A 21,120-nucleotide genomic window follows, 5' to 3' on the forward strand; every position below is an offset into this window, starting at 1 on the left:
CCAACACCCCACCGCCAACACCCCGACACACACCACTAAACCCGCATCACCTTATCGAGCGTAATCGGCAGATCCCGCACCCGCACGCCGGTCGCGTGATACACCGCATTCGCGATCGCGGCCGGCACGCCCGTAATGCCGATCTCGCCAATCCCGCGCACGCCGAGCGAGTTGATATACGGGTCGGGCCGGCCGATGAAGGCGATGTCGAGCGTGTCGATATCGGCATTCACGGGCACGTGATACTCGGCCAGATTCGCGTTCGTGAAGCGCCCGTAGCGCGTATCGAGCGACGACTCTTCCTGCAGCGCCGCGCCGATGCCCCACACGATGCCGCCCATCATCTGGCTGCGCGCGGTCTTCTCGTTGAGCACGCGCCCCACGTCGTAGACGGCCACCACGCGCGGCACGCGGATCGTGCCGAGGTCCGCGTCGACATGCACCTCGACGAACACCGCGCCGAACGAGTGGAACGCGTACTGCTGCTTCTCGTTGCCGGGCCTGACCGTCGAGGTCGCCTCGATCGGCTTGCCGCCCGCGCGCGCGATGATCGCCGCGGCCGGATCGCGCCGGTCCGGCTGCGAGCGGCTCACGACCCAGCCGTCGGCGACGGTGACGTCCTCGGGCGCGAGGCCATGCACGGGCGACGCCTGATCGGCGAGCGCGAGCGCGAGCAGCTGGCCGCGCGCCGCGCTTGCCGCCTCGCGCACGGCCGGCGACACGCTTGCCGCCGATTGCGAGCCGCCCGAGCCCGGCGCGCGCGGCAGGGTCGAATCGCCGAGCGCGAAGTGGATGTTTTCGGGCGCGAAGCCGAGCGCATCGGCGGCGACCTGGGTCATCACGGTATAGGTGCCGGTGCCGAGGTCCTGGGTGCCCGAGGCGACCATCGCGGTGCCGTCCGGCAGAATGCGCGCGAGCGCCGCCGCCTCGCTGCGGTTGGCCGGATAGGTGGCGGTCGCCATGCCCATGCCGATCAGCGTGTTGCCGTCGCGCATCGAGCGCGGCGCGGGCGAGCGGCGCGACCAGCCGAATTTCTCCGCGCCGATCTGATAGCACTCGCGCAGCGACTTGCCCGACCACGGTTTGTTCTCCTGCGGATCGCGCTCGGCGTAGTTCCTGAGGCGCAGCGCGAGCGGGTCCATCTTGAGCGCGGCAGCGAGTTCGTCCATCGCCGATTCGAGCGCGAACGAGCCCGTGGTTTCGCCGGGCGCGCGCATAAAGGTCGGCGTGCCGAGATTGAGCGGCACGAGCCGGTGCGTCGTTACCTGATTGGGCACCGCATAGAGCATGCGCGTGACCATGCAGCAGGTCTCGGTCCAGTCCTCGATCGTCGAGGTGTTCGAGAAGCTGTCGTGGCGCATCGCGGTCAGCGTGCCGTCGCGCCGCGCCGCGATGACGAAGTGCTGCTCGGTGCGCGGGCGCGCGCCGACCGGGCCGAACATCTGCGGACGTTCGAGCACGAGCCGCACCGGCCGTCCGGTTTGCCGCGCGGCCATCGCGCACAGCGATACGTGCGACCACGACGAGCCCTTGCCGCCGAAGCCGCCGCCGATGAACGGCGAGATCACGCGCACGTCGCCGGCCGGCATGCCGAACACCCTGGCGACCGCCTGCGCCGCGTTGCTCACGCCCTGGGTCGAATCGTAGAGCGTCAGTTGCGGGCCGTCCCAGCGCGCCATCGTCGCGTGCGGCTCCATCGGATTGTGATGCTCGATCGGCGTCGTATAGGTCGCCTCGATATGCACCGCGCCGCCGCGCATGCCGTCCTCGAAGCTGCCGCGCTGCGTGTCGGTCTGACGGCCTTGCGGCTTGATGGGCGCATGCGCGTTCGGCTTCGCCTGCGCGAAGTCGAGCGCCGCGGCCTCGGCCCGATAGGCGATGCGCAGCTGGCGCGCGGCATCGGTCGCATGTTCGAGCGTATCGGCGACCACCACCGCGACCGGCTCGTTGCTGTAATGCACTTCGTTGTCCTGCAGGAGCGACAGACGCCGCCCGGCCGGCGGCGCGAGCTGACCGCCGTTCGGCAGGCGCGGGGCGTTCCGGCAGGTCATCACGAGCAGCACGCCGGGCACGGCCTCGGCATGGCTCGCATCGATCGACGCGATCGTGCCGCGCGCAATCGTGCTGGTCACGAGCACCGCATGCGCGAGTCGCGCTTCGGGGAATTCGGCCGCATAACGCGCATCGCCGGTGACCTTGAGCAGGCCGTCGACGCGATCGAGCGGCTGGCCGATCAGATTCATGCGACACCTCCCGCGTAACCGGCCGCCTCGTTGATCGCGCGCACGATCGCGCGTTGCGCGAGCTGCACCTTGAAGCCGTTGTCGCGCAGCGGCCGCGCGCCGTCGAGCGCGGCTGCGGCGGCGTTCCCGAGCGTGCTCTGCGTGAGCGGCTGGCCGGCCAGCATCCGTTCGGCCGCGCTCGCGCGCCACGGTTTAGGCGCGACACCGCCGAGCGCGATGCGCGCGGTCTCTACGCGCGCGCCGTCCATCTGCAACGCGGCGGCCACCGAGACCAGCGCGAATGCGTAACTGGCGCGGTCACGCACTTTCAGATAGTGCGAGTGCGCGCTGAAGAGCGGCGGCGGCAGATCGACGGCGGTGATCAGCTCGCCGGGCAGCAGGGTCGTATCGACGTCGGGCCGCTCGGCGGGCAGCCGATGAAAATCGGCGAACGCGATCGTGCGCTCGCCGTTCGCGCCGCTCACCCGCACGGTCGCATCGAGCGCGGCCAGCGCAACGCTCATATCGGACGGATTGACCGCGATGCATTGCGGACTCGCGCCGAGAATCGCGTGCATGCGGTTGTGTCCGCCGAGCGCCGCGCAGCCGCTGCCGGGCAGGCGCTTGTTGCACTGGGTGAAGGCCGTGTCGTAGAAATAGCCGCAGCGCGTGCGTTGCAGCAGATTGCCGCCGACCGTCGCCATATTGCGCAACTGCGCCGACGCGCCCGCGAGCAGCGCTTGGGATAGCAACGGGTAGGATTCGCGCACGAGCGCGTGATTGGCCGCATCGCTGTTGCGCACGAGCGCGCCGATGCGGATGCCGCCGCCGGGCAGCGCCGTGATCGCATCGAGCCCGTCGATATGCGTGATGTCGATGAGCCGCACGGGCCGCGCGACGCCGCCCTTCATCAGATCGAGCAGATTCGTGCCGCCGCCGATAAATACCGCGCCCGGTTGTTGCGCGGCGCGCAGCGCGCTCGCGACGTCGCCGGCGCGTTCGTAGGAGATCGCATCCATGACGGTCTCCGTTACGCGTTGCCGTGCGCGGCGCGCACCGCGGCGACGATGTTCGCGTAGGCGCCGCAGCGGCAGAGGTTGCCGCTCATGCGCTCGCGGATCTCCGCGTCGGAAAGCGCGGCGGGACGCGTGCGCACGTCGGCGCTCGCGGCGCTCGCCGCACCGTTGCGGAACTCGCCGAGCAGGGCCGTCGCGGAGCACAACTGCCCGGGCGTGCAGTAGCCGCACTGGAACGCGTCGTGCTCGATGAACGCGCGTTGCAGCGGACTCAACACGCCGTTGGTCGCGAGTCCTTCGACGGTCGTGATGTTTTCGCCTTCGTGCATGACCGCGAGCGTCAGACACGAATTGATGCGGCGGCCGTCGGCGAGCACCGTGCAGGCGCCGCACTGGCCGCGGTCGCAACCTTTTTTCGTGCCCATCAGGCCGGCGTATTCGCGCAGCGCGTCGAGCAGCGTCACGCGCGGTTCGAGTTGCAGCGAGTAGGCGCGGCCGTTGACGTTCAACGCGACCGGGCGCGGCGGCACGGCCGGATTGGCTGGCGGCGTGGCCGTGGCTGGGGCTGGTGCCTCAGTTTGCGCGCGCAGAGGCGGTGCCGCGCCGATCGTCGCGGCGGCGGCGGCCGACTGGAGAAAGCGGCGGCGTGACGGTTGAGAGGGTTGAGAGGGGTGAGAGGGTTGAGAAGGTTGCGAGGGGTGGGCGGGTTCCGGGCGTTGTTCCGGAAGGGCGGGGTCGCCCGAATCCGGGCATTCGGTGTGCGTGGACATGACGTTCCGTTGACTCCATTGAAAGGCCAATGCAGGCTGACGATGCGTCGAGATTCAACGCATCGCGTCGAAACAAACCGTGCGCAGCAAATTCGGTGCCGTTGCAGGTACAACGGTATTAAAAATTGATGGGGAGAGCAAAGCCGATCTGCGCAATTAACGCAGGTCGATATTCGCAATGAATGAGGAGGCGGGGCGCGTTGCCGCATTCGTTCGCTCGGGGCGAATCGCCGGGGCAACATTTTTACCGATGACCTGTTCCGACCCGCTATGATCGCAGGGGCAGTCGCCGCGATCTATGCAGTCCCCGTCATCGCCAGATCAGGACGCAAACGGAGAAACAGCATGAAAGCCAGCACCATTGCCGAGCGGGAAGCGCGCGGGCGCGCCGCCCGCGAGCATTCGAAACGCTCGAGCCATCGCGCGGTCGGCGAGTTGCACCGCGATCCGCTCGCGCTTCTGAAGCAGAGCAGCGCCGGCCGGATCGAAAATCTCGTGCCGCTGCGCTACGGGCGCATGGCCGCGTCGCCCTTCGCGTTCTTTCGCGGCAGCGCGATTCTGCAGGCGCACGACCTGAGCAAGGTGCCCGATACGAGCCTCAGCATGCCGATCTGCGGCGACGGCCATCTGATGAACTTCGGCGGGTTCGCGACGCCCGAGCGGCAACTGGTCTTCGATCTGAACGACTTCGACGAAGTCTCGGTCGGTCCCTTCGAATGGGACCTGAAACGCCTGACCGCGAGCTTCGTGGTGGCCGCGCGCCAGATGCGCCTGAGCCGCGGCACGGCGGAAAGCCTCGTGATGACGGCGGTCCGTTCGTACCGCGATCGCATGGCCCAGTATGCGCAGTGCGGCGCGCTCGAACTCTGGTACGACCGCGTCACCTTCGACCTGATGGCGGAAACCGCCTTGACGCCCGAGCGCCGGCGCGCGATACGGCGCGGCATGGAAAAAGCCGCGAGCCGCACGAACGAGAGCCTGCTCGAAAAAATGGCCTCGTTCGACGGCGAGCGCTGGAAGGTCCACGATGCGCCGCCCGCACTTTTTCACGTGCTCGGCGCGAATACGCTGTTCACGGCGGAAGACGCCGACACCTACCGCAAGGGCAACGTCGACAAAATGGTCGAGCACGTCTGGGCCGATTACCGCAAGACGATGTCGCACGACCGCCGCGAACTGCTCGATCACTTCACGATGCAGGACATCGTGTTCAAGGTGGTGGGCGTCGGCAGTGTCGGTACGCGCTGCCTCGCGGTGCTGCTCGTCGATCACAGGGACAAGCCCTTGTTTCTGCAATTGAAGGAAGCGCGGCCTTCGGTCATCGCGCAGTTCTACAAGGCGCCGGCCGTCAAACACGAGGGCGAGCGCGTCGTGTACGGGCAGCGCATGCTGCAGGCCGCGAGCGATATCTTCCTCGGCTGGGCGACGGGGCCGCTCGGCCGGCATTTCTATTTCCGCCAGTTGCGCGACATGAAGCTGTCCGCGAATATCGAACTGTTCGACAGCGATCTGCTCGATGGCTACGCGCGGCTGTGCGGCTGGATCATGGCGCGCGCGCATGCGAAAGCGAGCGGCCAGGCGATCGAGATCAGCTCGTATATCGGCCGCGGCGATCAGTTTGCCGAAGCGTTGACCGGTTATGCGACCGGCTACGCGGACCAGGTGGAGCGCGACTACGACGTGTTTCTCAAGGCGTGCCGCAGCGGCGAGCTTGACGCACGCACCGACGAGGATATGGCGGCGGATTTCCGCGTGTAGTGTGGGGGAAGGGTGCGTTCGGCGGCGGGTGTTCGGCGTTGGGCCTTCGGTGTTTGGCCTTCAACGTTCGACGTGAAAGGGCAGCGGGTGCGGCACGTTATGCCGCCTATCGCATGCGCCGCTTGGGTGGTGTTGCTTTAGCCGTCTTGATGGCACCGGACGCATCAATCGCATCACGCATCGGGGCATCACGCCCCGACGCGCGCTTCGCGCAGCGTCACGAAACGCAGATGCTTTTCGCGCGCCGCTTCGATCACGCTCGGCAGCACGGCGAGAATCAGCGGTTTGCCTTCGATCGTGAGCGCGGCATTGCCGTCGTGCAGCAGCAGGATGTCGCGCGCGGCGAGACCGTCGAGCAGGCGGCGCGCGACGACGTGCGGATTGCGCTCGCGCGTGTCGTAGCCGCGCCGCGTCCATGCGGCGAGGCGCAGGTCGAGCTTGCGCAGCACCGGTTCGAGAAAGATGTTGCGCAGGCCGGCGGGCGCGCGGAAGAACATCGGCCGCGCGCCGCTCACGTTTTCGAGCGTGCGCTGCGCGGCGGCGATTTCACGCGTGAGCGCGCCCGGCAGCGTCACCGAAAACGTATGTACGTGAACCTGCGAGTGATTTTCGAGCGCATGGCCGCGCGCGACGATGTCGCGTGCAATTCGCGGATGGCGCTCCACTTGCGCGCCGATGCAGAAGAACGTCGCGCGGACCCCGAACGCGTCGAGCAGATCGAGCACCTGCGGCGTGACGACGGGGTCGGGACCGTCGTCGATGGTCAAGGCAATCGCGTTCTGGTTGTGCGGGCTCGCGGGCAGGCGCGTCCAGTTCGGCCCGAGCAGCGCCGTGCGCGGCAGGAGTCCGGTGATCGTAAACATCGCATGGTTCACGAAGATCGCGGCGAACCACCACGGCCACGCGGCCGGCGCGAGCAGCCAGCCGGCGAGCACCACGACGTGCCATGCGATCGTGCCGTTGAGCATCGCGGAATTGCCGGTACGCGGCCAGCGGCGCGGCGGCGCGGGCTCGGCGCCGTGCGACGGGTTGGGGCATTCATTCATCAAACATGCTTCCTGTGCGCCTTCGTCACGGTAAGGCTGTGAATCGTGCGCGTCGCGCAAGCGCGAACGATACCATTGTTGGCCGCGCCCGAATGCGTGTGAAGCGGTAATCGTGGCCGATGAAAGCGGGCTGAAAGTCGCATGCTTGCGTGCTGATTCGGGTGATACGGCGGGTGATGCGGCCGAGGGTGCGGCTGATGACGCCGCTCGCGATGCGGCGGTGCCGATGCGAGCGCGCAGCGGCAATTCGCCGTCACGCCCTGGGCGATTCATCGCGCTCATCCTTATTATCCTCACCCTCGATCCGGCACGGCGCGACGGCAATCGCACCACGGCAAGCCGCCGCATTTGCGATCGCCGATCCGCTGTTGTATGGTGCCGGGCGATAAGCGGCGCAGCGGACACCGGCCTTCGTCCGGCGAACCGGCCCCGGCAAGTCATGCGCCGCCACCCAACCCAGCACAACAGGAGATGCGCGATGTCGGACACGGAAAACGGAAAAGTGGCGCTGGTGACGGGCGCGGGCAGCGGCATCGGCCGCGCCTGCGCGCTCAGACTGCTCGAGCACGGCTACAACGTCGTGCTGGCGGGGCGCCGTCAGGCTGCGCTCGACGCAGTCGCGCAGGAAGCGCAGTCGCTGCGCGGCGAGGCGCTCGCGGTGCCGTGCGACGTGACCGATGCCGACAGCGTCGCGCAGCTGTTCGACACGCTGCGTGCGCGCTTCGGCCGGCTCGACGTGCTGTTCAACAACGCGGGCCGCAACGGCTCGCCGGTCGATATCGACGAACTCGAGATCAGCGAATGGCGCTCGATCGTCGATACCAATCTGACCGGCGTGTTCCTCTGCACGCGCGCGGCATTCGGCCTGATGAAGACGCAAAACCCGCGCGGCGGCCGCATCATCAACAACGGTTCGATCTCGGCGCATGCGCCACGGCCGAACAGCATCGGCTATACCGCGACGAAGCACGCCATCACCGGCCTGACCAAAGCCGTCTCGCTCGACGGCCGCAAGTACGACATCGTGTGCGGCCAGATCGACATCGGCAACGCGGGCACCGACATGGCCGCGCGGATGGCGCGCGGCGTGCCGCAGGCGAACGGCGAAATCGCGATCGAGCCGCTGATGGACGTGCAGCACGTCGCCGATGCGGTGCTGCATATGGCGAGCCTGCCGCTCTCGGCGAACGTGCAGTTCATGACGATCATGGCGAGCAAGATGCCGTTCGTCGGGCGAGGGTGAGGGTATCAGCGGCGGATAGGTGGCGGATAGGTGGCAGATGAGCGCGGACAGGCGGCGCGGAACCGGACGAAGCCGCGCCGCGCACAGGAGCGCGGCGCGCGCGATCAACTTATACTGAGCGCTTTCCGTCATCACGCGAAAGCCACGCGCCGTGCCCCGAGCCACCTCACGCGACGACGATCCGCCGCCGCAGCCGCCCGCGCAACCCGATCTCGAAGACTGTTGCCATAGCGGCTGCACGCAGTGTGTGTTCGATCTGTACGACGAGGCGCTCGAACGCTATGAGATCGCGTTGTCGGTGTGGCGCGAGCGCCAGGCGGACAGGCAGGACGCGCGGCTGGCTGCACGAAAGGAAGTGCGAACAGAAGCGCGTGAGGAGCCGCTAAAGGAAGCGCGAAAGAAGCCGCAAAAAAAGCCGGAGCGCGAGCCGCGACCGAATCCGCAAAGCGTGCCGCAAGCCGAATCACAAGCCGAACGGCAAGCCGGGCCCTCACGCTCGACAACCCCGCGCAGCAAACCGCGCCCGCGCCGCTGAAGCACGCACGATCTTCCACTGTCTCCGTCATGACCGAACTTCAGCTCACGCCGCCCGACCAGCAGACCGACTCGCACACGCTCGACGATCTGCATCGTTTCGTGCAGCGCCATCCGCGCCTTTTCGTGCTGACCGGCGCGGGCATCAGCACCGATTCCGGCATCCCCGGCTATCGCGACGACAACGGCGCATGGAAACGTTCGCCGCCGATCACGCTGCAGGAATTTCTCGGCACGCTCGCGATGCGTCAGCGCTACTGGGCGCGCAGCATGGTCGGCTGGCCGCTCGTCGCGCGGGCGCAGCCGAATGCCGCGCACGTCGCGCTCGCGCGGCTCGAAGCCGCGGGGCACGTGCCGACGCTCGTGACGCAGAACGTCGACGGCTTGCATCAGCGCGCGGGCAGCCGCGACGTGATCGAGCTGCATGGGGGCATCGACGGCGTAACCTGTCTCGACTGCGGCATGCAGCACGCGCGCGCCTCGATCCAGCAAACGCTCGAAGCGGACAACCCCGCGCTGCTCGACGTGACCGCCGAAGCCGCCGCCGATGGCGATGCTCACCTGGAGTGGCACGATCTCGGCGGCTTTCGCGTGCCGGCCTGTTCGAACTGCGGCGGCATGCTGAAACCATCGGTGGTGTTTTTCGGCGAGAACGTGCCGAAGACGCGCGTCGAAGCAGCCTCGCATGCGCTCGATGCGGCCGACGCGGTGCTCGTCGCCGGTTCGTCGCTGATGGTCTACTCCGGCTATCGCTTCTGCGTGTGGGCGCAGCGCCAGGGCAAGCCGATCGCGGCGATCAACCTGGGCCGCACGCGTGCCGATGCGCTGCTGTCGCTGAAGGTAGCCGCGCCGTGCGGCGACACGCTGGGCGTGCTCGCCGCGCGGCTGGCGAGCGCGTGACGCATCCGGGTCCGTGCGCCGAACCACTCTCGCACTTTTCAGGAATGTCCATGCTGACGACGATCGACCAACTCGAAGCGCTCTACGGCCAGCCGGGCGAGCGCGCGCTGCGCAAGGAAATCGCGCACGTCAACGAAGACTATCGCGCGTTCATTGAGGCCGCGCCGTTCGCCGTGCTGGCGACGAGCGGCCCCGACGGCCTCGACTGCTCGCCGCGCGGCGACGCGCCGGGCTTCGTGCGGATCGTCGACGAGCGCACGCTCGCGTTGCCCGACCGGCCCGGCAACAATCGGCTCGACAGTTTGCGCAATATCATCGCGGACCCGCGGCTCGCGCTGCTGTTCGTCGTTCCGGGCATCGGCGAGAGCCTGCGCGTGAATGGCCGCGGGCGGATTTCGGCCGACGCGGCTTGGCTGGACAGTTTCGCTGTCGACGGTAAACGGCCGCGCACCGTGCTACTGATCGACGTCGACGCCGTGTACTTCCATTGCTCGAAGGCGATGGCGCGCTCGAACCTGTGGGATCCGGCGCGGCACCTCGAACGCGCGCAACTGCCGAGCGCGGGCGAGATCCTGCGGCGCATCATCGCCGCGAACGACGGCGAGCAGTTCGACGCCGCCGCTTACGACCGCGACCTGCCGGCCCGCGTGCGCGCGACGCTGTATTGATACTTGATACGAAGCCCGAAGCCCGAAGCCCGAAGCCCGAAGCCTTAACCCGAACGAACCTCTCGCACGCCTCACCATGACAGACGCCCGGCAACACTCGCCATCCGCCGAACGCAACGGCGCACCGATCCTCGCCGTGCTGCGCGAGGCGCTGCCGGCCACCGGCCGCGTGCTCGAAATCGCGAGCGGCACCGGCGAGCATGCGGTTCTCTTCGCCGGCGCGCTGCCCGGACTCGACTGGCAGCCGAGCGATGCCGACCCCGAAGCGCGCGCGTCGATTGCCGCATGGAGCGCGCATGCCGGGCTGCCGAACCTGCGCGCGCCGCTCGCGCTCGACGTCCATCGGCCGGACTGGGGCGTCGAGACGCTCGACGCGGTGGTTTGCATCAACATGATTCACATCGCGCCGTGGAGCGCGACGCAGGCGCTATTCGTGGGCGCGAGCCGCCGCCTCGCCGAGGGCGGCGTGCTGTATCTGTACGGTCCGTACAAACGCGGCGGCGCGCATACGGCGCCGAGCAACGAGGCGTTCGATCAGTGGCTGAAGAGCCGCAACCTCGAATGGGGCGTGCGCGACATGGAAGCGGTCGTGGCCCTGGGCGCCGCGCTGGGCCTCGCGTGCGACGAACCGATCGCGATGCCGGCGAACAACTTCAGCCTCGTGTTCAGGAAGCCGGCGGGGCGTGGCAAGGCGGACGCGGCGACCTGAACCCGCCGCCCGCGGCCCGCGTCCCGGTGCCTGCCGCCAAGCGGCCGGCGCGCATTTCTTTTATCCTTTCACCCTCGACGCCGCGCCCGGTGTTCCTGCTGCGCGGCGACACGACATTTTTTGGACTCTGGAGAATTCAACATGGGCAAACAGGCAATCGGCGTGGTAGGGCTGGCGGTCATGGGCCGCAATCTGGCGCTCAACATCGAAAGCCGCGGCCACGCGGTGTCGGTCTACAACCGTAGCCGCGAGAAAACCGACGAACTCATCGCCGAATATCCGGACCGCAAACTGGTGCCGGCTTTCACGCTGGAAGAGTTCGTCGACTCGCTCGAAAAGCCGCGCCGCATTCTGCTGATGGTCAAGGCCGGCGAGCCGACCGACGCGACCATCGCGCAACTCAAGCCGCTGCTCGACCAGGGCGACATCCTGATCGACGGCGGCAATACGCATTTCACCGACACGATCCGCCGCAACCAGGAACTCGCGAAGGCGGGCCTGCACTTCATCGGTACCGGCGTGTCGGGCGGCGAGGAAGGCGCGCTGAAAGGTCCGTCGATCATGCCGGGCGGGCAGCGCGACGCCTACGACCTGGTCGCGCCGATCCTCACCGAAATCGCCGCGAAGGCGCCGGACGGCGAGCCGTGCGTCGCCTACATGGGCCCCGACGGCGCGGGCCACTTCGTGAAGATGGTGCACAACGGTATCGAATACGGCGACATGCAGCTGATCGCCGAGAGCTATGCGGTGTTGAAGCAGGTGGTCGGCCTGTCGAACGAGGAACTCGGCAAGGTCTACACCGAGTGGAACCAGGGCGAGCTCGACAGCTACCTGATCGAGATCACCTCGAAGATCTTCGGCAAGAAGGACGACGAAACCGGCAAGGACCTCGTCGACGTGATTCTCGACCGTGCCGCGCAGAAGGGCACCGGCAAGTGGACCAGCCAGAATGCGCTCGACCTCGGCGCGCCGCTGCCGCTCATCACCGAGGCGGTGTTCGCACGCGTGCTGTCGTCGCTGAAGACGCAGCGCGTGGCCGCGAGCAAGGTGCTCGAAGGGCCGGCCGCGAAGCCGCTCGACGCCGCGAAGGAGACGTTCGTCGAATCGGTGCGCCGCGCGCTCTATTTCAGCAAGGTGATTTCGTACGCGCAGGGCTTCGCGCAATTGCGCGCGGCCTCGGAAGAGTACAAGTGGGACCTCGACTACGGCGAAATCGCGAAGATTTTCCGCGCCGGCTGCATCATCCGCGCGCGCTTCCTGCAGAAGATCACCGACGCCTATGCGAACGACAAGGCGCTCGCAAACCTGCTGCTCGACCCGTACTTCCGCGACATCGCGAAGCACTACCAGGCGGCGCTGCGCGAAGTCGTGGTGGCCGCGGTCAACGCGGGCGTGCCGGTGCCGGCGTTCGCCTCGGCAATCGCGTATTTCGACGCCTACCGCTCCGAGCGTCTGCCCGCGAACCTCGTGCAGGCGCAGCGCGATTTCTTCGGCGCGCATACGTTCGAGCGCGTCGACAAGCCGGGCAGCTTCCACGCACAGTGGGCCTGAGCGTTTCCCCGGGCGTTTGAATGATGGCCCGGCGTGCGCCTTACCGAAGGCACCGCCGGGCTTTTTTTGTTTGAATGCGTGGGTGGCTGACAAAATTATTACTAAAAACTATCGGCACATTAGGTTCTCGGCCGGCAATTTGTGCGGATTGTTGCAAAAGTCGAAATGGAGTTTCCTTGTTTTAAGGGTTTACCCTAGATCGTGACCCTCCTAAACTTGCTTCCAAGCGCTGAGGGAGAAACAGAAAACCCCCGAAGCGCATCACAAACAAGTCATTTGGAGGTTAATCATGAAGACCCTGATTTCCGCAGTTGCTATCGCCGCCGCCCTCGTTGCTCCGGTTGCTTCGTTTGCTCAAGCCAGCCAGCCGGTGACCCGCGCTCAGGTTCGCGCTGAACTGGTGCAACTCGAAAAGGCCGGCTACAGCCCGGTCGGCGACTACGCGAACTATCCGGAGAACATCCAGGCTGCGCAAGCGCGCGTCGCGGCGCAAAACGGTACGGCCGTCGCGGCCAACACCGCGAACACGAGCGGCTACGGCGCCCCGGCTGCCGGTACCTCGCAAGCCGGACACGCAGTGACCCCGTTCCAGGTCGACCGTAACTCGGTGTACTTCGGCAACTAATTTGCCAGCCAGGCGCCGCTACGGGTTGCACTGAAGTTTGAAGTAAAGGTTGCAGCAGAAGTTTGCGGTAGAGGTAGAAATAGAAGTAACGAAGCAGACGCCGTCTCGCGAAACAGTGCGAAGGCGGTGGGCAAGAAAAAACGCCATCCGGCTGGTTCGGATGGCGTTTTGTCGTTTACGGCACATTCGCCATGCGATCCGTATCAATGCAGCGTGCGATGCCGCCGGCCGATTTCGTCGAAGAGCGCGCGGCTCGGTTCCAGCGCCAGAAGCCAGGATTCGTCGTAGCCGCTCAGATTGTCGAGCGCTTCGCGCAGTCGCTCGACTGCCAGCGCGGGAATCTCGACGCTCGCCTCGATGCCGCTCGACAGCCCCGCGATGCTTGCCAGCTGCACGAGCGCATCGGCGGCTTCGGCCACGTCGGCGGCGAAGACGAGATGCGTGTTCAGCAATTCGACGAGGCCAGGGGACGCCGCGATATCGTCGACGTTGAGTTGCACGGCCAGAAAGGTGGCTTTGTTCATCCTCGATTCCTCCCAGAAACCAGACGTTGTCGCATTGTCGCGAGGCGTGCTGCGCGCGGCTTGACTGAGTATAGGCGACGCCCTGGCGGTCTCGCCAATCGGACGAATCGGCCGGCGTGCCTTGCTGAAGAAGGCTCGCGGGCCATCAGACCTATAATAGGGCCAGCCGCGCGAGCGTTGTCGCCAGAGGCTCAGGTCCACGAGCCGCGGTTTTTTCGCGCTTTCCAACTGCTCGTCGACGCGGAAAGAGCATCCGATCCGCAGCGGGAGCTTTACCGCGGCGCATCACCGTGGCGCGCATTGGCGCGCCGGCAACGGCGGAACATGGCGGACCGCGAACGGCGGCGGCACGGCACATGCTCCGGCGTCGATTGAATCCGATTGAGAACAAGTCGAGGAAAATCACATGACAGGACAATGGCAACTGACGGGGGTTCGTCTGCTGACGGCGGCGGCGCTTGGCGCGATGGTCGCGGGCTGTACGACGATGCCGTGGGACAGCACGCCGTTCTACAGCAGCACGCCGCCCAATGCGACGAGCCTCTCCACGGTCCCGGTGCCCGCCGGCTTCTATCGCGTCAACCCGGGCGACACGCTCGCCGGCATCGCCTCGGCCTATGGCCACAGGCTACAGGATGTCGCGGCGTGGAACGGTCTCGTGGTCAATGCGCAGGTCGTGCCGGGGCAGGTGCTGCGCGTGTCTCCGCCGATGGCGTCCGGCAGCGTGGTGACGCCGCCTGTTGCCGTGATGCCGGCGGCGCCGGGCGCGCTGCCCACCGCGCCGGGCATGTCGGCCGCGCCGCAGCAGGGCGTGCTGCAATGGCCGTTGCGCGGGCCGATTCTCAAGACGTTCTCGGCGGGCAAGTCCAACGGCATCGTGATCGGCGGGCGTCCCGGCGATCCGGTCAAGGCCGCCGCGACCGGCCGGGTGGTCTACGCCGGCACCGGCATCGAGGCGTATGGCCCGCTCATCATCATCAAGCACGACGATTCGTTGATTACCGCGTACGGCCAGAACAGCCAACTGTTCGTCAAGGAAGGCGACGCGGTCGCGCAAGGGCAGACGATCGGCCAGGTCGGCGTCGATAGCCGCGGCGTCGCGTCGATCCAGTTCGAGGTGCGCCAGAACGGCCAGCCGGTCGATCCGCTCGCGTGGTTGCCGAAGTAGGGCGGCACCGCAGGCCGCATTCAATGGACGCACAGGGACACACCATGATCGATTTGCGCAGCGATACCGTCACCCGTCCGACTCCGCCGATGCTCGCGGCGATGTCGGCGGCCGAAGTCGGCGACGACGTCTGGGGCGACGACCCCACCGTGCTGCGTCTGCAGGCGACGCTTGCCGAGCGCGCCGGCAAGGAAGCGGGCCTGTTCTTCCCGAGCGGCACGCAAAGCAACCTCGCCGCGTTGATGGCGCACTGCGGCCGCGGCGACGAATACCTCGTCGGCCAGCAGGCGCACACCTACCAATACGAAGGCGGCGGCGCGGCGGTGCTCGGCAGCATCCAGCCGCAGCCGCTCGACAATGCCGCCGACGGCTCGATCCCGCTCGAGCGGATCGCCGCCGCGATCAAGCCGATCGACGATCACTTCGCGCGCACGCGCCTGCTCGCGCTGGAGAACACGATCGGCGGCAAGGTGCTGCCGGCCGGCTACGTGACCGAGGCGACGCAGCTCGCGCGCCGGCACGGTCTGTCGACGCACCTCGACGGCGCGCGCGTATGCAACGCGGCGGTCGCGTCGTGCAAGCCGCTCGCGGCGCTGTGCGAGCCGTTCGATTCCGTGTCGATCTGCTTTTCGAAGGGGCTCGGCGCGCCGGTCGGCTCGGTGCTGGTCGGCAGCCGCGCGCTGATCGATCTCGCGCACCGCTGGCGCAAGGTGCTCGGCGGCGGCATGCGCCAGTCGGGCGTGCTCGCGGCGGCCTGCCTGTACGCGCTCGAACACAACGTCGAGCGTCTCGCCGACGACCACGCCAACGCCGCGCATCTGGCCGCAGGGCTGGAAGCGATCGAACAGGTAACGCTGCAGTCGGTCGCGACGAACATGGTGTTCGCGCAGTTCCCGCAAGCGCATTGCGCGCCGCTCGAAGCGTGGCTCAAGGCGCGCGGCATCCTCACGCAGATGCTGTACGCGTCGCGCTTCGTCACGCACCGGGATGTGTCGCGCGACGATATCGATACGTTTATCGCCGCGGTGAAGGGGTATTTCGCGGCGCGCTGATCGGCGCGCGGCTTCAAGCCCGCGCCGCCCACGGCCTTACTTCGCTTTCGCCGCCGCCTGCGTGCCCGCGCGATGCGATGGCGCAAGCAGCCGCAAGCCGCTTGCGAGACTCGCCGCGCCGGCAAAGAACGCGCCGGTGGCGAGCGCGAGCGTCGGCCCGTGCTGCCGTCCCGAAATTCCGAAACACAGCGCGACCAATGCCGCACCGGTGGCCTGCCCGAGCAGCCGCGCCGTCGCGACGATGCCGCTCGCGCCGCCGCTGCGCTCCGGCGGCGCGCTTGCCATCAGCGCCTTCAGGTTCGGCGACTGGAAAAAGCCGAAGCCCGCGCCGCAAATCGCCATACGAATGCCGATGTCGAGTATGTGCGGATGCGCGGGCAGGAGCGCGAGCGAGGCCATTCCCGCCGACAGCACCGCAAGCCCGATCGCGCCGAGCAGCCCCGGCGGATAGTGGTCCGACAGGCCGCCCGCGAGCGGCGCGGCCAGCGCGACCACCACGGGCCATGGCGTCATCAGAAAGCCGGTTTCGACCTGGCTGCGCAGCAGCACGTCTTCGAAATAGAACGGCAGCGACACGAACGCGAGCCCTTGCGCCGCGAACGAGCACACCGCCGTGACCGCCGACAGCGCGAACACCGGCCGTCTGAACAGATCGACGGGGAGCATCGGCGCGGGATGACCCGCTTCGCGGCGAATCAGCAGCAGCCCGAACACGACGGCGAGCGCCGCCGCACTGAGCACGATCTGCAGCGAGGCGCGCTGCGCCGCCTCGCCGAGCGCGAAGATCAGCGCGGCGAACGTGACGACGTTGAGCAGCGCCGCGACCGGATCGAGCTGATGCGTGTTCTGCCCGGTATGCGGCAGCGCCGGTAGTGCAAAGCTCAGCGCGAGCACGCCGAGCGGCACGTTGACCGCGAACAGCCACGGCCACGTCGCCACGGAGAGGATCAGCGAGGCCACCGTCGGCCCGACCGCGAACGACACGCCGACGATCAGCGCATTGGTGCCGAGGCCGCGTCCGAGCCGGTGCGGCGGGTACAGATAGCGGATCAGCGCGGTGTTCACGCTCATGATCGCGCTCGCGCCGAGGCCCTGCACGATGCGCGCGGCGGCGAGCAGCGGCAGGGTCGGCGCCATCGCGCAGCCGAGCGAACTGAGCGTGAACAGCGCAATGCCGCTGATATAAATGCGCCGGTGTCCGACGATGTCGCCGAGCGCGGCGAGCGGCAGCAGCGTCGCGACCATCGCGAGCTGATAGGCGTTGATGATCCATACCGATGCCGCGGGCGCCGCGTGCAGATCGGCGGCGATCGCGGGCAAGGCGGTGTTGGCGATGGCGGTGTCGATCGTGGCGAGCGCGACGGCGAGCATGATCGCGGCCATCGCGCGGCGGTTGGCGGCGGACATCGGGCCGTCCGCCGGAAAGGTGGGCGCGGCGGCGCTGATGGGGTTGCTGAGCTTATCGGACAAGGCGCGGCTCGTCGGGTTATGCATGCCGATGCGGCGGCCGGTCGGACGACGCGGCACGGGCGGCGGGGTTGCGTGGGAATGAGGCGCGCGCGGTCCGGTTCGCCGCTGTGGCGAGGCGGTTGGCGCGGCGCAATGTCGCGATTGTTGCAGAGACGTGGAAATCGTGCAGGGACGCGGGCAGGAAGAAAGGGGAAGAGGAGTGACGATTGGCTGAGGGTCATCCATCGTCTTTATTTTTAACGCAACTAACGGTCAATCTGCCGCGGTATCTTCACGTTGACGATACCTTCGCGTTGGCTTAGTCCAGTTGTATCTCGCGATCCATCCGTTTCGCATGCAAACCCGCCGATTCGACCATGCATCGAGCCGATCTGCCGATTCCGCCGGTTCGCATCCATTCACGCCGACATGCATTTACGCCGATGCATCGAGGCGTCACGCTCCGGTCACGTACCGAAAAAATAATCGAAGCGGATGGCTCGGGAAGACTTGGGGCTTTCGCCGCGCGCGCCAGGCACGGCATGTGCGACAGAGCCCGCTCGCGCGAGCCGGTGTGCGCGAGCCGTAAAATGTCCTACTCTGTTTTCTTAATCCGCCTGACAGGCACGCGCCTCCCGTCCGTCGACCGTGCGGTTCGCGTATGCCATGTCGACTTTCCCGGAGGCTTCGATGACAGCCGTCGATCTGGAATTCGACCAGCTCAACAGTACCGTCGACGCGCTACGGCGCTCAATTTCCAATCGCATGATGTACGGCGTCGGCAAGGACGCCGTCACCGCGCATCCCCATGACTGGCTGCATGCAGCCGCGCTCGCCGTGCGCGACCGGCTCGTCGCGCGCTGGATGAAAACCACGCGCCTGCAATACGAGCAGGACGTGAAGCGGGTCTACTACCTGTCGATGGAGTTTCTGATCGGTAGAACCTTTACCAACGCGCTGCTCGCGCTCGGCATTCACGACCCGATGAAGGAGGCGCTCGCGAGCCTCGGCGTCGACATGGAGATGCTGACCGGGATCGAACCCGATGCGGCGCTCGGCAACGGCGGTCTCGGCCGGCTGGCCGCGTGTTTTCTCGATTCGATGGCGACGCTCGGCATTCCGGGCTTCGGCTACGGCATTCGCTACGAGTACGGCATGTTCCGCCAGCAGATCGTCAACGGCGAGCAGGTCGAGGCGCCCGATTACTGGCTGCGCGCCGGCAACCCGTGGGAATTTCCGCGTCCCGAGATCAAGTACATGGTGCATTTCGGCGGCCGTACCGTGCAGCACGGCGACCGGGTCGAGTGGATCGACACCGAGCATGTGAACGCGACCGCCTACGACACCGTGATTCCCGGCTACGCGACCGACGCGACCAACACGCTGCGACTGTGGTCCGCGCGCGCGACCGAGGAACTGGACCTCGATGCGTTCAATCGCGGCGACTATCGCAACGCGGTCGACACGAAGAACATGTCGGAGAACGTTTCGCGGCTGCTCTATCCGGACGACTCGACGCAGGCTGGCCGCGAATTGCGGCTGCGCCAGGAGTACTTTTTCGTCTCGGCGACGATGCAGGACCTGATCCGCCGCTATCAGCGCACCCACAGCACGTTCGGTCGCTTCTCCGAGAAAGTCGCGGTGCATCTGAACGACACGCACCCGGTGCTGGCGATTCCCGAGCTGATGCGTCTGCTCGTCGACGTGCATCATCTGCCGTGGGACAAGGCGTGGCAACACGTCACGCGAATCTTCTCGTACACGAATCACACGCTGATGCCCGAGGCGCTCGAAACCTGGGATGTCGAAATGTTGGCGCGGCTATTGCCGCGGCACCTCGAAATCATCTTCGAGATCAACGCGCAGTTCTTGAAGCACGTCAGCGAGCAGTCGGGCCACGATGGCGACATGATCCGCCGCATTTCGCTCGTCGACGAATACGGGCAGCGGCGCGTGCGCATGGCATATCTGGCGATCGTCGCGAGTCACAAGGTGAACGGCGTTTCGAAGCTGCATTCGCAACTGATGACGCGCAATATCTTTGCCGATTTCGCGCGCGTCTATCCGGACCGCTTCACGAACGTGACCAACGGCATCACGCCGCGCCGCTGGCTCGCGCAGGCGAGCCCGTCGATGGCCTCGCTGATCGACGCGCGCATCGGCACGCACTGGCGCAGCAATCTGTTCGAACTCGAACAGCTGCGCAATCTGCGCAAGGACGAGGAATTCATCGAGGCTTTCCGCGAGGCGAAGCGGCAGAACAAATTGCGGCTCGTGCAGCGGCTCGCGCATCACACGAAGCTGGCGTTCGATCCCGATGCGCTGTTCGATCTGCAGGTCAAGCGCATTCACGAATACAAACGGCAGTTGCTGAACGTGCTGCACGTGATCGTGCGCTACAACCGGATTCGCGAGAATCCCGAACGCGACTGGGTGCCGCGCGTCGTGCTGTTCGCGGGTAAGGCCGCTTCCGCCTACCGGATGGCGAAGACGATCATCAAGCTGATCGGCGACGTGAGCCAGAAGGTCAATCACGATCCGCTGATCGGCGATCGGCTGAAGGTCGTGTTCGTGCCGAACTACGGCGTGAGCGTGGCCGAGCTGATTATTCCGGCGGCCGATCTGTCGGAGCAGATTTCGACGGCCGGCACCGAGGCGTCGGGCACCGGCAACATGAAGCTCGCGCTCAACGGCGCGCTGACGATCGGCACGATGGACGGCGCGAACATCGAGATCTGCGACGCGGTGGGCCGCGAGAACATCTTCATCTTCGGCCATACCGCGGACGAGGTGGACCATCTGCGCGCAAGCGGCTACCGCCCCCGGCAGATTTACGAGGAGAACGAAGAACTGCGCATCGCGCTCGATCAGATTCGTTCGGGCTTCTTCTCGCCGGACGATCCGTTGCGCTTCTCCGAGATTTTCCACACGCTCGTCGATTGGGGCGATCACTACATGGTGCTGGCCGATTTCGCCGCGTTCGCGAAGGCGCAGGACGAAGTGGATGCGCGTTTTCTCGACCGGCGCGCATGGACCGAAAGCGCGATCGAGAACATCGCGGGAATGGGGCAGTTCTCGTCGGACCGCACGATTGGCGAATACGCACGCAATATCTGGCGCGTGAATCCGCTCGATATCGAGTGAGCGGCGGCGTGGTGCCGTAGCCGTCGGGTTCGGGGTGAGGGTTCGCTAAACGTGTTCGATGAGCGTGTTCAATCGGCACGTTCAATCTCGGGTTCGCCAAGCGAATGAAAAGCCGTGCCGGCTCGGGGAGCCGCGCACGGCTTTTCTTACTGCCGGTCGCGCATTGACCACTGACGTTACGCTCATGTCAACTCAGGCAGACCTGGCTTTACGCCTGTGCCGCGCTCGCGGCCGTCGATTTTGCCTGTTGCACGGCCACATTCACGCGCTCGACGAATTCGCGGTCGGTGCTCATCAGTGCCTCGCGCTCGCCATTGGCCGTTTGCACGATGAGCCGATGCGTGACGTCCTGGGTCGCCCAGGTGAGCCAGCCGACCACCGCGAGCATGATCCCGCACACGAGGCCCGCCGCCGAGTGCAGGATGGCGCCGGCAATCGCGCCGATCACGCCGACGATCGAGATCGCGAGCGGCACGACCCTGTTCTTGCGTACGGTGACGACCTGCACGCCGACGATGTCGCGCAGCGGAAAGACCTGGCCGGCTGACGAGAGCGCATTGCGCGTCACGGACACGCCGCGATCGTTGAAAGGGGTTTCCATCGATTGAGAGCAAGGGTGGTGAAGGGCGCAGCGTAGCAGACTTCGACGCCCGGCAGTGACGCGATGTCATGTGCGGATGGCATCGGGCCAAGGAAAATCATACTTTGCGCGGACGGATTGACTAAGATGGCAGTTGATCG

18 protein-coding genes are annotated in these 21,120 nt (G+C 66.6%); 11 read left to right on the forward strand and 7 right to left on the reverse strand.

The genetic code is table 11. The annotated features are described in order from the left end of the window. Positions 1-35: 35 nt before the first annotated feature. The 3 genes from F3J20_RS14305 to F3J20_RS14315 are packed head-to-tail and all read right to left on the reverse strand — an operon-like array spanning position 36 to position 4,008. Positions 36-2,243 (reverse strand): xanthine dehydrogenase family protein molybdopterin-binding subunit, encoded by a 2,208-nt coding sequence (locus tag F3J20_RS14305; protein WP_167283671.1) that lies wholly within the window; start codon positions 2,241-2,243, stop codon positions 36-38. Then, entirely contained in the window at positions 2,240-3,241 is a 1,002-nt protein-coding gene (locus F3J20_RS14310; protein ID WP_167283672.1) for a xanthine dehydrogenase family protein subunit M, read from the reverse strand. Before F3J20_RS14310 ends, F3J20_RS14305 begins: the two co-directional genes overlap by 4 nt. An 11-nt stretch (positions 3,242-3,252) precedes the next feature. Then, on the reverse strand, positions 3,253-4,008 hold the full coding sequence (locus F3J20_RS14315; RefSeq protein ID WP_167283673.1) for a 2Fe-2S iron-sulfur cluster-binding protein: 756 nt from the start codon (positions 4,006-4,008) through the stop codon (positions 3,253-3,255). A gap of 345 nt (positions 4,009-4,353) precedes the next feature. On the opposite strand from F3J20_RS14315, the gene F3J20_RS14320 reads away from it, so the two are divergent. Further along, positions 4,354-5,766 (forward strand): DUF2252 domain-containing protein, encoded by a 1,413-nt coding sequence (locus F3J20_RS14320; protein ID WP_167283674.1) that lies wholly within the window; start codon positions 4,354-4,356, stop codon positions 5,764-5,766. A gap of 188 nt (positions 5,767-5,954) precedes the next feature. Here the strand turns inward: F3J20_RS14320 and F3J20_RS14325 are convergent, their stop codons facing one another. Next, on the reverse strand, positions 5,955-6,812 hold the full coding sequence (locus tag F3J20_RS14325) for a polysaccharide deacetylase family protein (protein ID WP_167283675.1): 858 nt from the start codon (positions 6,810-6,812) through the stop codon (positions 5,955-5,957). 478 nt (positions 6,813-7,290) lie between these two features. Here F3J20_RS14325 and F3J20_RS14330 point away from each other — a divergent pair, with 478 nt between their 5' ends. The 7 genes from F3J20_RS14330 to F3J20_RS14360 all read left to right on the forward strand — a co-directional run bounded on the left by F3J20_RS14330 (position 7,291) and on the right by F3J20_RS14360 (position 13,042). Then, entirely contained in the window at positions 7,291-8,055 is a 765-nt protein-coding gene (locus F3J20_RS14330; RefSeq protein ID WP_167039672.1) for an SDR family oxidoreductase, read from the forward strand. 151 nt (positions 8,056-8,206) lie between these two features. Next, a complete protein-coding gene (locus F3J20_RS14335) occupies positions 8,207-8,590 on the forward strand; it encodes an oxidoreductase-like domain-containing protein (protein WP_167039674.1) in 384 nt (127 codons plus the stop codon). Between the two features lie 29 nt (positions 8,591-8,619). Beyond that, positions 8,620-9,489 (forward strand): NAD-dependent protein deacetylase, encoded by an 870-nt coding sequence (locus tag F3J20_RS14340; protein ID WP_167283676.1) that lies wholly within the window; start codon positions 8,620-8,622, stop codon positions 9,487-9,489. Positions 9,490-9,539: 50 nt separating this feature from the next. Then, a complete protein-coding gene (locus F3J20_RS14345; RefSeq protein ID WP_167039678.1) occupies positions 9,540-10,157 on the forward strand; it encodes a pyridoxamine 5'-phosphate oxidase family protein in 618 nt (205 codons plus the stop codon). A 76-nt stretch (positions 10,158-10,233) separates the two neighbouring features. Then, a complete protein-coding gene (locus F3J20_RS14350) occupies positions 10,234-10,866 on the forward strand; it encodes a DUF938 domain-containing protein (RefSeq protein ID WP_167283677.1) in 633 nt (210 codons plus the stop codon). A gap of 141 nt (positions 10,867-11,007) precedes the next feature. Continuing rightward, positions 11,008-12,417, forward strand: a complete 1,410-nt coding sequence (gene gndA / locus F3J20_RS14355; RefSeq protein ID WP_167283678.1) for an NADP-dependent phosphogluconate dehydrogenase — start codon at positions 11,008-11,010, stop codon at positions 12,415-12,417. Positions 12,418-12,706: 289 nt separating this feature from the next. Beyond that, positions 12,707-13,042: a DUF4148 domain-containing protein gene (locus F3J20_RS14360; RefSeq protein WP_167283679.1), complete on the forward strand. Its 336-nt coding sequence runs from the start codon at positions 12,707-12,709 to the stop codon at positions 13,040-13,042. Positions 13,043-13,245: 203 nt separating this feature from the next. On the opposite strand, the gene F3J20_RS14365 is transcribed toward F3J20_RS14360, so the two are convergent. Continuing rightward, complete coding sequence (locus F3J20_RS14365) at positions 13,246-13,566, reverse strand: hypothetical protein (RefSeq protein WP_167039928.1); 321 nt, start codon at positions 13,564-13,566, stop codon at positions 13,246-13,248. 406 nt (positions 13,567-13,972) lie between these two features. Here F3J20_RS14365 and F3J20_RS14370 point away from each other — a divergent pair, with 406 nt between their 5' ends. Both F3J20_RS14370 and ltaE read left to right on the forward strand, forming a co-directional pair. Beyond that, positions 13,973-14,734 carry a peptidoglycan DD-metalloendopeptidase family protein gene (locus F3J20_RS14370; protein WP_167039686.1) on the forward strand — a complete coding sequence of 254 codons (762 nt, stop codon included), beginning with the start codon at positions 13,973-13,975 and terminating at the stop codon, positions 14,732-14,734. A 44-nt stretch (positions 14,735-14,778) separates the two neighbouring features. Continuing rightward, positions 14,779-15,786, forward strand: coding sequence for a low-specificity L-threonine aldolase (ltaE, locus tag F3J20_RS14375; protein ID WP_167283680.1), 1,008 nt, complete (start codon positions 14,779-14,781; stop codon positions 15,784-15,786). A 36-nt stretch (positions 15,787-15,822) separates the two neighbouring features. On the opposite strand, the gene F3J20_RS14380 is transcribed toward ltaE, so the two are convergent. After that, positions 15,823-17,280 carry an MFS transporter gene (locus F3J20_RS14380; protein ID WP_167283717.1) on the reverse strand — a complete coding sequence of 486 codons (1,458 nt, stop codon included), beginning with the start codon at positions 17,278-17,280 and terminating at the stop codon, positions 15,823-15,825. Positions 17,281-17,925: 645 nt separating this feature from the next. Between F3J20_RS14380 and F3J20_RS14385 the strand changes: the two genes are divergently transcribed. Further along, complete coding sequence (locus F3J20_RS14385; RefSeq protein ID WP_167039690.1) at positions 17,926-20,379, forward strand: glycogen/starch/alpha-glucan phosphorylase; 2,454 nt, start codon at positions 17,926-17,928, stop codon at positions 20,377-20,379. Between the two features lie 208 nt (positions 20,380-20,587). Here the strand turns inward: F3J20_RS14385 and F3J20_RS14390 are convergent, their stop codons facing one another. After that, positions 20,588-20,980: a DUF6232 family protein gene (locus F3J20_RS14390; protein ID WP_167039692.1), complete on the reverse strand. Its 393-nt coding sequence runs from the start codon at positions 20,978-20,980 to the stop codon at positions 20,588-20,590. Positions 20,981-21,120 lie beyond the last annotated feature (140 nt).

This window comes from Paraburkholderia sp. Cy-641 (assembly GCF_011752945.1).
Taxonomy (GTDB): Bacteria; Pseudomonadota; Gammaproteobacteria; order Burkholderiales; family Burkholderiaceae; genus Paraburkholderia.